This window comes from Shinella sp. (genome assembly GCF_052438155.1).
Lineage (GTDB): Bacteria > Pseudomonadota > Alphaproteobacteria > Rhizobiales > Rhizobiaceae > Shinella.
In genome coordinates, this window is sequence record NZ_JBQVPI010000020.1 from 1 (window position 1) to 13,407 (window position 13,407).

Here is a 13,407-nt window from a genome sequence, read left to right on the forward strand (position 1 = left end):
CACGGACAGGGACGGCGCTGACGACCATGACCGGAGGCGTGGGTGACGTTGTCGTCACCATCAACGATGCGACTGGATCGACGGCCGGGCGCTTCGTCGCCGATGGCGGCTCCGGCATCGATACGCTCTGGATCAACCGCTACGACAGCACCAAGAACCTGTCGTTCACGCTGTCCGCCAACGCGACCCTTGTCAATGGCGACGTTACGGCCAGAAATTTCGAGCGGGTTCACATCTCCGCCGGCCAGGGCAACGACACGATCACCGCCGGCAACCTCGCCGACGACCTCAACGGCATGGCCGGCAACGACACGCTCAAGGGCCTCGGCGGCGATGACAAGCTGACCGGCTGGTACGGCGCAGACACGATCCTCGGTGGCGATGGCGATGATACGATCTGGGGAAGCGGGGGCATCAAGGATACCCATGCTGACAAGTTGTACGGGGAAGGCGGCGACGACCTCATCACCATGAATGTAAGCGACTACGCTTCCGGTGGCTCCGGCGCGGATCGCGTCGTGGTCGATCTTTCCGAGGAAACCTTCGGCGTTTCGTTTGTATTCAGCAACAGCCTTGTCAAGGTGAACGCGAACACCTCGTTTACCGGCATGGAGGCCATCGATTTTCTCGGCGGTTCTGGCAATGATGCGGTCACCGGTGGGGCCGAAATCGACTATCTTGACGGTGCAGCCGGGAACGACACTCTGAGGGGCGGTGCAGCGGGCGACTTCCTTGTTGATGGAAGAGGCAATGACAAGCTCTACGGAGATGTGGGCAACGACATTTTCACGCGCTATCTCGATGAAGTTGGCACGGATTACTTCAATGGTGGTTCTGGTACGGATACATTGAACTTCAACATCGTTTCAGACCAGTCGGTGATTGTCGACCTTGAGAACAATGCCAAGAATGGTGGTGTCGCATCCGGCCTGACGCTGGTGAGCATCGAAAACGTCACCGGCAGTTACAAAGACGATACGATCTTCGGCAGCAGCGCGGGCAATGTGCTCAAGGGCGGCTCGGGAGACGACAGGCTCGACGGACGGGCCGGCAATGACAAACTCGAAGGTGGCGGCCACGGCGACCTCCTGACCGGCGGCGCGGGTGCGGACCAGTTCATCTATGCCTCCGACGAGGCCGTCGGTTCCGGCGATCGGATCACGGATTTCACGCGCGGGCAGGACAAGCTTGTCATCGACGACTATGTCTTCGGCTTCTCCAAGCTGGTGCTCTATTCCGGCAATGACCTGAAAGCGACCGGGACGGCAGCGCAGTTCTTCTTCGAGAAGGACAATGGCCGCCTCTGGTATGACGCCGACGGCACGGCCAACGAAAGCGATGCCGTCCTGGTCACCACCCTCGACAAGGTGACCTCGCTTTCGACGTCGGACTTCCTGCTGATTTGATCGTCAGGCACCGTCTTCAGCAAAACGCATCCGGCCGCCTCACCGCGGTCGGATGTCCCGCACCTAGGACGGCGCGCTGAGCCGCGTCTGCGCCAGGAGGCGGACGATCCAGTCGACGAAGACGCGGACCTTGTTGCTGAGATGACGGTTCGGCGGGTAGACGATGTAGAGCGGAATGGGCTCCGATCGCCAGCCGGGCAGCACCGGCACAAGCTGGCCGCTGGCCAGCGCCTCCGTTGCCATGAAATGGGGAAGCGGCGCCACGCCGAGGCCTGAAAGGGCAGCGGCGAGATAGCTTCGCGCATCATTGACCGAGACGAGGTAGCGGCTGTTGACTTCGATCTTTTCCCCGTCCTTCTCGAATTCGAAGGGCATGGTGCGGTTGGTCTGCGCGAGAAAATAGTTCACGCAGTGATGGCTGGTTTCGAGGTCCGACGGGTGCTGCGGCACGCCGAAGGTCTTGATATAGCTGGGTGCTGCGCACGCGACGACGTCGATCTCGGCGACACGCCGGGCAATCAGCGATTGGTCCCCCGGCGCCCCGCCACGCAAGGCGCAGTCGACGTTTTCGGCCAGATAATCCACCGTCCGGTCGCCGACACCCAGGTCGATATGGATGTCAGGGTATTTTTCATGGAAATCGCCGAGTGCCGGAATGACCAGCAGATCCGCAAAGGCGCCCGCCATCTCGACGCGCAGCCGCCCGCTCGGGCTGGTGCGCGAATGGGAGAGGCTGCCGTCCAGTTCGTCGATCTCGGTGACGATCTGGATCGCGCGTTCATAGTAGAGCGCCCCGTCGGTCGTCACCATCACCCGGCGGGTGGTGCGATTCAGGAGCTTGGTCTGGAGATGGGTCTCGAGATTCTGGATGAGATTGCTCACGGTTGCCTTGGGCATGCCGAGCGCCGAAGAGGCCCGGGTGAAATTGCCGGTCTCCACCACGCGGAGGAAGGCACGCATTGCGGAAAGCTGATCCATGGAACATTCCCACGTTGGAAGGCGCTATTGTTCGAAAATCCGGATAGTGAAGTCAGTTTTGGCATACTTATTTTAGTGAGGCCACTCACGATATAAATGGTGAGGGACCAGCCTATATACAGTTGGCTCAAGGAACAAAACGATGTCGGTAGAAATCAAGGATATGACGTTCGACAAGGTGGCCACCGGCCCCGTGTCGGTGCGCGTCTATCAGGGCGCGGAGTTCGCCAAGGGCGCGCCGATCCTGCTCTACTTCCATGGCGGCGCTTTTCTTGAGACGGGTCTCAGCCCCTGCCCGCTTGCCGAAGCCCTGGCGGCTACCGGCGCCATCGTTGCCGTGCCGGATTATAACGCGCCGGGCGGCGGTGTCTTCCCGAAACCGCTGGAAGTGGGCTTCTCGATCTTTTCCTATCTCGCCAAGAAGCGCGCCGGCCTTGGCGACCGCAAATCGCCGCTGCTCATCGGCGGCGAGGAAGCCGGCGGCAATATTGCAGCCGGCGTAGCGCTCAAGGCCCGTGATCACTTCGCCAACGAGCTGGACGGCCAGGTGCTGATCTCGCCGCTGCTCGATCCCTTCATGGGCACGGCGTCCTTCCGCAATGCCGAAACGATCGGCATGCGCGAGCGCTGGGCGGAGGGCTGGAGCCACTATCTGAGCGGCGGCGTCTGTCACCCCTATGCCGCCCCGAGCCTCTGTTCGCGTCTTTCGGGGCTCGCACCTGCCCTCGTGCTGTCGGCGGCGGACGATCCGCTGCTCGACGAAGCACAAGGTTATGCCGACCGCCTGAAGGCGGCGGGTGTCAAGGTTCAACAGCATGTTCTTCCCGCCGGAACAGGCTGGTCTTCAATTTACAGCGGGAAATCCGATGTAACCGGAAGCTGGAAACAAAGCCTCTCAAGCCAGTTTTCCGATTTCATTCAAGACATAAGCATTCACTGATTTAAATTGAGAACAAGCGGATAGAGCGTGGCCTAGACGGCCACAAGGAGAAGAGAAAATGATGTCGAAGCGCAAACGCTGGGCCCTGACGGGCGCCGGCCTGGGACTGGCTGTGTCTGTTTCTGCCGCAGCCCTGATCTTTCAACTGCCGGGCAATGTCGCCCAGGCCGAAGCAACTGTGACGGCCGAAGTGCCTGCCGTACCGGTCACCGTCGCGGTCGTCGAAAACCGTGATGTCGTCACCTGGCAGGAATTCTCCGGCCGGCTGGAAGCGATCGACCGCGTGCAGATCCGCTCGCGGGTCAGCGGCGCCATCCTCTCGGTAAACTTCCGCGAAGGCGCGCTCGTCAAGGCGGGTGACCTGCTGTTCACTATCGATCCGGAACCCTTCCAGACTGCGGTGACACAGGCCGAAGGCCAGTTTGCCTCCGCGGAAGCCCGGGTGAAGCTCGCCACGACCGAACTTGAACGTGGCGAGCGGCTTGCCCGCAGCAACAGCATCTCGCAAAGCGATGTCGACACGCGCCAGAATGCGCTTGCCGAAGCGCGCGCCGCGCTCAAGACGGCCGAAGCCGCCCTGCACGGCGCAAAGCTCGAGCTGAGCTACACCAATGTCCGCGCTCCGGTCGCCGGCCGCGCCGGCAAGGTCGAGATCACAGCCGGCAACCTCGTCGCCGGCGGCTCGACCTCGCCAGCGCTGACCACGCTCGTCTCCGTTGACCCGATCTATGCGGGCTTCAACGTGGCCGAGGAAATCGTCGCCGCCGCACTCGCTGCCCTGCCGGCAACCGATGGCGCGCTTCCCCCGATCGAGCAGATCCCGGTCGAGGTCGGCACGCTCGCCGATGAGGGCACGCCGATCCACGGCAAGCTGCAGCTCATCGGCAACGAAGTGGATGCGGCAAGCGGCACGATTTCCGTCCGCGCCGTCTTCGACAATCCGGGCGGCAAGCTGATCCCCGGCCAGTTCGTGCGTATCCGCATGGGCGAGCCGCGGGCTGAAAGCAAGATTCTCGTCAGCGAGAAGGCGATCGGCACCGACCAGGACAAGAAGTTCGTCTTCGTCGTCGACAAGGACAACAAGGTCACCTACCGGCCGATCGTTCTGGGCAGCCTGTCCGGCAACGAGCGCGTCGTCGAAAGCGGCCTTGCCGGTGGCGATCGCATCGTCGTCAACGGCCTGCAGCGCATCCGCCCGGGCGTCGTGGTCGACCCGCAGACGCAGGAAAACGTCGCTTCCGCGAAGTAACGCGGGCTGGCAGGGCGCTGACGCGCCCTGCCCCGAACATCAGAAATTCGATATCCGCCGGCGGTGCCTGAGCCCGCCGGACAGGATCGTTTGTCCCGTATTTCACCCTTTGGAGAGGGTACCGAAATGAACATCTCCCGTTTCTTCATCGATCGTCCGGTCTTTGCCGGGGTACTGTCGATCCTCATCGTGGTCGCAGGCTTGATCGGCATGCGCGCACTGCCGATTTCCGAATATCCGGAGGTCGTGCCGCCGTCGATCGTCGTGCGCGCTACCTATCCAGGCGCAAACCCCGTCGTCATTTCCGAAACCGTCGCCACGCCGCTCGAAGAGCAGATCAACGGTGTGGAAGACATGCTCTATATGAACAGCCAGGCCACATCCGACGGCGTGCTGACGCTGACCGTGACGTTCAAGCTCGGCACGGACCCGGACAAGGCACAGCAGCTCGTTCAGAACCGCGTGTCGCAGGCCGAACCCCGCCTGCCGGCAGAAGTTCGCGCACTCGGCGTGACCACGGTCAAGAGTTCGCCGGACTTCATCATGGTGGTGAACCTCGTCTCGACGACGGATCGCTATGACATCACCTATCTGCGCAACTACGCGACGCTGAACATCAAGGACCGCCTCGCCCGCATCGAAGGCGTCGGCCAGGTACAGGTCTTCGGCGCCGGCGACTACGCTATGCGCGTGTGGATCGACCCGCAGAAGGCGGCCGAGCATGGCCTCGCCGCCAGCGACATTTCCAACGCGATCCGCGAGCAGAACGTCCAGGCTGCCGCCGGCATCATCGGTGCCTCGCCGGTGTCGAACGACGTGAACCTCCAACTCAACGTCAACGCCCAGGGACGCCTGCGCACGCCGGAGGAATTCGGCAACATCATCGTCAAGGCCGGCGCGGAAGGGGAGATCACGCGCCTCCGGGACGTCGCGCGCATCGAAATGGGCGCGGCCGACTACTCGCTGCGCTCACTGCTCGACGGTGAGCCGGCCGTTGCCGTCGCCGTGCTCCAGGCGCCCGGCTCGAACGCCATCGAGATCGCCGACAATGTGCGTGCGACGATGGACCAGCTCCAGATCGCCATGCCCGAGGGCGTGAAGTACGAGATCGTCTACGACACGACGGAATTCGTGCGCGCCTCGATCGAAAAGGTCGTCGATACGCTGCTTGAAGCCATCGCGCTCGTCGTCCTCGTCGTCATCATCTTCCTCCAGACGTGGCGCGCCTCGATCATCCCGCTGCTCGCCGTCCCGGTCTCCATCATCGGCACGTTCGCGGTGATGTATGCCTTCGGCTTCTCGATCAACGCGTTGACCCTCTTCGGCCTCGTGCTGGCGATCGGCATCGTGGTCGACGACGCGATCGTCGTCGTCGAAAACGTCGAGCGCAATATCGAGAATGGTCTGAGCCCGCGTGAAGCGACCTACCGGGCGATGCGCGAAGTGTCCGGCCCGATCATCGCGATCGCGCTGGTGCTCGTCGCCGTCTTCGTGCCGCTCGCCTTCATCAGCGGCCTGTCCGGCCAGTTCTACCGCCAGTTCGCGCTGACGATCGCCATTTCGACGGTCATCTCGGCCATCAACTCGCTCACCCTTTCGCCGGCGCTGGCAGCCCTTCTGCTGAAGGAGCACAACGCGCCCAAGGACTGGCTGACACGCGTAATGGACGGCCTGTTCGGCTGGTTCTTCCGTGGCTTCAACCGGTTCTTCAGTGCCGCTTCCAATGGCTATGGCCGCAGCGTCAGCGGGCTCGTCTCGCGCAAGTCGCTGGTCATGGTCGTCTATCTCGCGCTCGTCGGCGCCACCTATGCAGTGTTCAACGCCGTACCGGGCGGTTTCGTGCCGGCGCAGGACAAGCAATATCTCATCGGCTTTGCCCAGCTTCCGGACGGCGCCACGCTCGACCGCACGGAAGAGGTCATCAAGAAGATGAGCGCGATTGCGCTCGAACAGCCGGGCGTTGCCCATGCCATCGCCTTCCCGGGCCTGTCGATCAACGGCTTCACGATCGGCTCCAACTCGGGTATCGTCTTTGCCGCACTCGACCCGTTCGAGGAACGCACGACGCCGGAACTTTCCGGCGGGGCGATCGCCATGCAGCTGAACCAGAAGTTCGCCGGCATTCAGGACGCCTTCATCGCCATGTTCCCGCCACCGCCGGTCAACGGTCTCGGCACGACGGGCGGCTTCAAGCTGCAGATCGAGGACCGTGCCGGCCTCGGCTATGGCGCGCTCAACGAGGCGACCCAGGCGTTCCTCGCGAAGGCATACCAGACGCCGGAACTGGCTGGCCTGTTCTCCAGCTTCCAGATCAACGTGCCGCAGCTCTATGCCGACCTTGACCGTTCCAAGGCCCAGCAGCTCGGGGTGCGCGTGACGGATGTCTTCGAGACGCTGCAGATCTATCTCGGTTCGCTCTACGTCAACGACTTCAACGCCTTCGGCCGCACTTACAGCGTGCGCGTTCAGGCCGATTCCGCCTTCCGCGCCAAGCCGGAGGACATCGGTCAGCTAAAGGTCCGCTCGCAGACGGGCGAAATGATCCCGCTTGCCGCCCTCTTGAAGGTAGATGCCACGACGGGGCCGGAGCGCACCACGCGCTACAACGGTTTCCTCGCCGCCGACATCAACGGCGGGCCGGCACCGGGCTTCTCGTCCGGCCAGGCGGAGGCGGCCGTCGAAAAGATCGCTGCGGAAACCCTGCCGGCCGGCATCGACTTCGAGTGGACCGACCTCACCTACCAGCAGATCCTTGCCGGCAATTCGAGCATCTTCGTCTTCCCGCTCGCGCTGCTGCTGGTCTACCTGGTGCTCGCCGCCCAGTATGAAAGCCTGACGCTGCCGATCGCCATCATCATGATCGTGCCGATGGGTGTGCTCGCGGCGCTCGCCGGGGTCTGGTACACGGGCGGAGACAACAATGTCTTCACCCAGATCGGCCTCGTGGTGCTGGTGGGACTATCGGCGAAGAATGCCATCCTCATCGTCGAGTTCGCCCGCGAGCTGGAATTCGAGGGGCGGACACCGGTCCAGGCCGCAATCGAGGCAAGCCGCCTGCGCCTGCGCCCGATCCTCATGACCTCCATGGCCTTCATCATGGGCGTCGTGCCGCTGGTTCTGTCGACGGGTGCTGGTGCCGAAATGCGCGCCGCCATGGGTCTCGCCGTGTTCTCCGGCATGATCGGCGTCACCTTCTTCGGCATCTTCATGACGCCGGTCTTCTACGTGCTGCTACGCCGGCTCGCCGGCAACCGCCCGCTCGTGCAGCACGGCAAGTCAACGTTCGAGGAGGTACGGCCTGAAAGCGTTCCGGTGTCACAGCACTGATCATTTGAAACAGCCGTGAAAATCGAAAAGGCCCCTATTGGGTGAACGATAGGGGCCTTTTCGATTCCAATCCTTGCACAGAAAGAATTTTCTTCGATCCGCCGCGCTTATCCCCGATGGTCGAGGCGGGCGACGAGACGATCACCGAGCCGTTGGATGCGGCAGACCAGCACGATGGGCACCGCGATGACCGCAAACATCACCGTCGTTTCGAAGCGCTGGTAGCCGTAGCGGATGGCGAGGTCGCCCAGACCGCCGGCACCGATTGCGCCCGCCATGGCGGAGGCGCCGATGAGCGCTACGAGCGTCACGGTGAAACCAGCGACGATGCCGGGAGCGCCTCGGGGACCAGAACTTCGCGCACGATCGTCCAGCCATTGCCGCCCATGGCCCTCACGACCGCGATCGACCTCGCGCAGCGAGACTTCCGCAATGCGCGCGTAGTCGGGCATTGCGGCGATTGCTAGCGGGGCGATTGCCGCCCAGGTGCCGATCGACGTGCCGACGATGAGGTTCGTCACCGGGAGGAGCGCCACGAGAAGTATGATGAAGGGCACAGAGCGGAAGCCGTTGACGACAGCACCGAGCCCACGATTCACCCAGAGGTTTTCCGCAATGCCGCCGCGGGCTGTGGCGACCAGCGCGAGACCAAGCGGCAGGCCGAAGGCGAGCGAGATGACGCCGTAGGCGACCGTTCTGACGATCGTTTCCCAGGGGGGTCGAAGAAGAAGTTCAAACATGATCGGCGGCATGGCAAAGGACCTCCACCTAGGTGCCGAGGCGCTCTGCAAATGAGACGCGCGCTGGCCTCGGCCGGCACGGCAATGAAGAACCGGCCGACGGCCTGCTCCTGGATATGATCGACACCGCCATGAACCAACCGGAAGACGTCCGGAAACTCTGCGGAAAGCAACTGGAACAGCGGGTCGGTTGCGGCGGAGCCTGCAATGTCGAGCCCAAGAATGGCTTCACCGATGACAGCGGCAGTCAACTTCCAAGCGATGTGCGCCGGCAGTTGCGGGCAAATGCCGCTGAGCAGGCTTTTTGTCGTTTCGGACTGCGGCGAGTGCGCGAGCGATGCCGACGCGCTGCTTCTGGCCACCGGAGAGCTCGGACGGATAGGCCTTTTCCCTGCCGGCCAGACCAACAAGTTTAATCAGTTCCGCGGCGTGCACGAGACGCTTGGCCTTCGATCTTCAGCGGCAGGGCAACGTTTTCTTCCACGTCTTGGCGGAAAGCAGGTTGAAGTGCTGGAAGACCATGCCGATACGGCGTCGAAGACCCGCAGCTTGCCCGGGCGCTCGCCGATATCCACGCCAATGTCCGACGGGACTGGACGATTGCCGAACTGGCACGCAAAGCGGGCATGTTGCGCTCGGCCTTCGCCCGCCGCTTTTCCACGGCGGTCAGGCTTGCACCGGTGGAATATCTGCTGCGCTGGCGGATGGCGCTCGCCAAGGATGCCCTGCGCCAGCGCCAGGGGTCGCTGGAGGAAATCGCGGAAGGATCGGCTATCGCGTTCTGCAAGCGCCTTCAGCACGGCCTTCAGCCGCAAGGTGGGCTGCCCGCCAGGCGAATTCGCGCGAGGCCTGACGGCATAGTCTTTTCGGCTAGAACGTCGGCGGGGTGTTGATCCAGATCAGCACCGTCTCGCCGTCGTGGCGGTTGCGCCAGGCATGGCGGCGGCAGCTTTCGAAGTACAGGCTGTCGCCGGGGCCGAGGTCGTGGAACTCGTGGCCGTCCAGCACCATTTCGATGTGGCCGGAGAGCACGTGCACGAATTCCTCGCCCTCGTGCTTGTAGGCCCCGTCGGAGGACGCGCCGGGGGCGAGCACGAAGCGATGGCAATCCATCATGTTCCGCCCGTCCGCCAGGACCTGTACGGTGACGCCCGGGGAGGTTTCCGGCCAGAATTTCCACTCCCCGGCCCTGACGACCGAACGGTTGTCATTTTCTTCTTCGCCCGAGAGTTTCGAGACGGTCGTATCGTAATAGGCTGCGAGGTCGTGCAGCACGCGGAAGGTTACGCCCTGCGAGGTGCGTTCGAAGGTGGAAAGCACCGATGTCGCGATACCGATATCGCCGGCGACCTGTTCCAGGGTTTTACCCGTCGCATGGCGCAGGCTTCGCAGCTTTCGCCCGACGCCTTGCGGCGCTTCGCCGTCGGGGGAATGCGCTTCAGCACTGGGCTCTTCGGCTTCCAGCGCCTCGCGAATGGCGGCCGGGTTGAGGCCGCGTTCCGTCCTGAACCAGGCAATGCGCTTCAGCCGCGCGACGTCGTCGCCACTATATTGGCGGTGACCGGTCTCCGAGCGGCCCGGCACGACGAGGCCCTGCGTTTCCCAAAGCCTGAGCGTCGACGCCGAAACGCCGGCGAGCCGTGCGGCTTCCGCCACCTTGTAGTGCACCGGCTCCTCGGAACCCATCGCGCCAAATCCCTGATTCTGTAGTAGTGTCTTTTATAGCATTCCCGGCGGACTGCGCTCGATTTCGAGTCTGGGTTTGCCGCCGCGAAATCCGTCTTAGTGCGGGCATAAAATGCCCATTGCATTCTTGCAGAAAAAATGTAGGAATTCCACAAGAAGCTTGCAGAAAAAATGCAAGTTATTAAACGAAGCCTCCAGATTCAGGATAGCGCCATGACCGCCACGCCCCTTACAGACCGCAAGAACGCCGCCATTTCGCGTGGCGTCGGCATGACCACGCAGATCTACGCTGACCGTGCGGAGAATGCGGAAATCTGGGACAAGGAAGGCAACCGCTACATCGATTTTGCGGCCGGCATCGCCGTCGTCAACACCGGCCATCGCCATCCGCGCGTCATTGAAGCCGTCAAGAAGCAGCTCGACCGTTTCACGCATACCTGCCACCAGGTCGTGCCCTATGAGAACTATGTCGAGCTTGCCGAGCGCCTGAACACCATCACCCCCGGCAACTTCGCCAAGAAGACGATCTTCGTCACCACCGGTGCCGAGGCCGTCGAAAACGCCGTGAAGATCGCCCGCGCCGCCACCGGCCGCCAGGCTGTCATCGCCTTTTCCGGCGGCTTCCACGGCCGCACCTTCATGGGCATGGCGCTGACCGGCAAGGTCGTGCCTTACAAGGTTGGTTTCGGCGCCATGCCGGCCGACGTCTTCCATGCGCCCTTCCCGGTCGAGATGCACGGCACCACCACCGAGCAGTCGCTCGGCGTGCTGAAGAAGCTTTTTGCCGCCGACGTCGATCCGAACCGCGTTGCGGCGATCATCATCGAGCCGGTGCAGGGCGAAGGCGGTTTCTACCCGGTCCCGGTCGCCTTCATGAAGGCGCTGCGCGAAATCTGCGACCAGCACGGCATCCTGCTCATCGCCGACGAAGTGCAGACCGGCTTTGCCCGTACCGGTAAGCTCTTCGCCATGGAGCACTACGGCATCGCGGCCGACATCACGACCATGGCCAAGGGCCTCGGCGGCGGTTTCCCGATCGCTGCCGTCACCGGCCGCGCGGAAATCATGGATGCGCCCGGCCCGGGCGGCCTCGGCGGCACCTATGCCGGCAGCCCGATCGGCGTTGCGGCGGCGCATGCCGTGCTTGATGTCATCAAGGACGAGGATCTCTGCAACCGCGCCGAAAACCTCGGTGCGCGCCTCAAGCAGCGCCTCGCGTCGCTGCAGGACAAGGTTCCGGAAATCGTCGATATCCGCGGACCGGGCTTCATGAACGCCGTCGAGTTCAACGACGTTTCGACGAAGCTGCCGAGCGCCGACTTCGCCAACAAGGTGCGCCTGAAAGCCCTCGAAAAGGGCCTGATCCTGCTCACCTGCGGCGTACATGGCAACGTCATCCGCTTCCTGGCGCCAATCACCATCCAGGACGCGGTTTTCGCCGAGGCGCTCGATATCCTCGAGGCCGCGATGATCGAAGCCCGCGCCGCCTGATCGGCAACGCGCAAGACTGAACCACATCCTCCCAAGGCAACACCCGGGGCATACGCTCCGGGTGAACGCCCTTTCTTTTCCGCAAGGAGCGACATCATGGCCTTCTACGATGCTCTCACCAAGCACCTGAAGTCGAACGAATTCCTGCGCGATGCAGGTTACGTCAACGGCAACTGGATCGGCGGCAACGGTGCCGAGACCTTTGACGTTTTCAACCCCGCGACCGGCGAGAAACTTGCGACGCTGCCGGAAATGGGCGCCGACGAGACCGCCGCCGCCATCGACGCTGCCTACAAGGTGCAGCCGGCCTGGGCCGCCCGCCCGGCCAAGGACCGCAGCGTGCTGCTGCGCAAGTGGTTCGATCTCATCGTCGCCAATGCCGATGAACTGGCCGCGATCCTGACAGCCGAAATGGGCAAGCCGCTGGCCGAAGCCAAGGGCGAAATCCTCTACGCAGCGTCCTATGTTGAATGGTATGCGGAAGAAGCCAAGCGCATCAACGGCGAGACGATCCCCGCTCCGTCCGTCGACAAGCGCATGCTGGTCATCAAGCAGCCGGTCGGCGTCGTCGGCACGATCACGCCCTGGAACTTCCCGGCCGCGATGATCGCCCGCAAGGTCGCCCCGGCACTCGCCGTCGGCTGCACGGTGGTGTCGAAGCCTGCCGAACAGACTCCGCTTTCGGCAATCGCCCTTGCAGTGCTCGCCGAAAAGGCCGGCATCCCGGCCGGCGCCTTCAATGTCATTCTCGGCACCGACGGCCCTGCGATCGGCAAGGAGCTCTGCTTCAATCCGAAGGTCCGGAAAATCTCGTTCACGGGTTCGACCGAGGTCGGCCGCATCCTGATGCGCCAGTGCTCCGACCAGATCAAGAAGGTCAGCCTGGAACTCGGCGGCAACGCGCCCTTCATCGTCTTCGACGACGCGAATATCGACGCGGCCGTGGAAGGCGCTATGGCCTCCAAGTACCGCAATGCCGGCCAGACCTGCGTCTGCGCCAACCGGCTCTATGTGCAGTCGAACGTCTATGATGCCTTTGCCGAGAAGCTGGCAAAGAAGGTCGCCGAACTGTCCGTCGGCAATGGCTTTGACAAGGGCGTCACCATCGGTCCCCTGATCGAGGAAGCGGCCATCGAAAAGGTCGAGGCGCATATTGCGGACGCCGTTTCGAAGGGCGCTACAGTGGTTGCCGGCGGCAAGCGCGTTGAGGGCAACGGCACCTTCTTCGAGCCGACCGTTCTGAAGGGCGTTGCGCGCGGCATGACGGTCGCGCGGGAAGAAACCTTTGGCCCCGTCGCGCCGCTCTTCCGCTTCGACACGGTCGAGGATGTGATCGAACAGGCGAACGATACAGAGTTCGGCCTCGCCGCGTATTTCTACGCCGGCGACCTGAAGAAGGTCTGGAAGGTCGCGGAAGCGCTGGAATACGGCATGGTCGGCGTGAATACGGGTATCATTTCCTCCGAAGCCGCCCCCTTCGGCGGCATCAAGCAGTCCGGCCTCGGCCGTGAAGGATCTGCCCATGGTGCGGATGACTATCTGGAAATGAAATATGTCTGCATGGGCGAAGTCGCATGATGTTTTCGGATC

9 protein-coding genes and 2 pseudogenes are annotated in these 13,407 nt (G+C 63.0%); 7 read left to right on the forward strand and 4 right to left on the reverse strand.

The features are described from left to right. Positions 1 to 1,406: calcium-binding protein (locus ACT6VE_RS25790; RefSeq protein WP_444801195.1), on the forward strand; the 1,406-nt coding region annotated here is incomplete at its 5' end. A gap of 63 nt (positions 1,407 to 1,469) precedes the next feature. Here the strand turns inward: ACT6VE_RS25790 and ACT6VE_RS25795 are convergent. Beyond that, the gene (locus tag ACT6VE_RS25795; protein WP_444801196.1) at positions 1,470 to 2,384 is read right to left on the reverse strand and encodes a LysR family transcriptional regulator; all 915 of its coding nucleotides are present in this window, start codon (positions 2,382 to 2,384) and stop codon (positions 1,470 to 1,472) included. Positions 2,385 to 2,526: 142 nt separating this feature from the next. On the opposite strand from ACT6VE_RS25795, the gene ACT6VE_RS25800 reads away from it, so the two are divergent. The 3 genes from ACT6VE_RS25800 (at position 2,527) to ACT6VE_RS25810 (ending at position 7,900) form a co-directional block, all read left to right on the forward strand. Further along, entirely contained in the window at positions 2,527 to 3,324 is a 798-nt protein-coding gene (locus ACT6VE_RS25800) for an alpha/beta hydrolase fold domain-containing protein (protein ID WP_444801197.1), read from the forward strand. A 58-nt stretch (positions 3,325 to 3,382) separates the two neighbouring features. Continuing rightward, entirely contained in the window at positions 3,383 to 4,573 is a 1,191-nt protein-coding gene (locus tag ACT6VE_RS25805; RefSeq protein WP_444801198.1) for an efflux RND transporter periplasmic adaptor subunit, read from the forward strand. A 126-nt stretch (positions 4,574 to 4,699) separates the two neighbouring features. Continuing rightward, on the forward strand, positions 4,700 to 7,900 hold the full coding sequence (locus ACT6VE_RS25810) for an efflux RND transporter permease subunit (RefSeq protein ID WP_444801199.1): 3,201 nt from the start codon (positions 4,700 to 4,702) through the stop codon (positions 7,898 to 7,900). 107 nt (positions 7,901 to 8,007) lie between these two features. Here the strand turns inward: ACT6VE_RS25810 and ACT6VE_RS25815 are convergent. Both ACT6VE_RS25815 and ACT6VE_RS25820 read right to left on the reverse strand, forming a co-directional pair. Next, positions 8,008 to 8,652, reverse strand: a pseudogene (locus ACT6VE_RS25815) (methionine ABC transporter permease). Between the two features lie 59 nt (positions 8,653 to 8,711). Continuing rightward, positions 8,712 to 9,180: pseudogene (locus ACT6VE_RS25820) on the reverse strand (ATP-binding cassette domain-containing protein); the annotation flags it as partial. An 86-nt stretch (positions 9,181 to 9,266) separates the two neighbouring features. Between ACT6VE_RS25820 and ACT6VE_RS25825 the strand changes: the two are divergent. Then, positions 9,267 to 9,533 (forward strand): hypothetical protein, encoded by a 267-nt coding sequence (locus ACT6VE_RS25825; RefSeq protein ID WP_444801200.1) that lies wholly within the window; start codon positions 9,267 to 9,269, stop codon positions 9,531 to 9,533. Here ACT6VE_RS25825 and ACT6VE_RS25830 read toward each other — a convergent pair. Continuing rightward, positions 9,511 to 10,326: a MerR family transcriptional regulator gene (locus ACT6VE_RS25830; RefSeq protein ID WP_069062201.1), complete on the reverse strand. Its 816-nt coding sequence runs from the start codon at positions 10,324 to 10,326 to the stop codon at positions 9,511 to 9,513. The genes ACT6VE_RS25825 and ACT6VE_RS25830 overlap by 23 nt on opposite strands. Before the next feature lie 213 nt (positions 10,327 to 10,539). Between ACT6VE_RS25830 and ACT6VE_RS25835 the strand changes: the two genes are divergently transcribed. Both ACT6VE_RS25835 and ACT6VE_RS25840 read left to right on the forward strand, forming a co-directional pair. Continuing rightward, positions 10,540 to 11,817, forward strand: a complete 1,278-nt coding sequence (locus ACT6VE_RS25835; RefSeq protein ID WP_444801201.1) for a 4-aminobutyrate--2-oxoglutarate transaminase — start codon at positions 10,540 to 10,542, stop codon at positions 11,815 to 11,817. Positions 11,818 to 11,913: 96 nt separating this feature from the next. Next, entirely contained in the window at positions 11,914 to 13,395 is a 1,482-nt protein-coding gene (locus tag ACT6VE_RS25840) for an NAD-dependent succinate-semialdehyde dehydrogenase (protein ID WP_444801202.1), read from the forward strand. Positions 13,396 to 13,407: the final 12 nt, after the last annotated feature.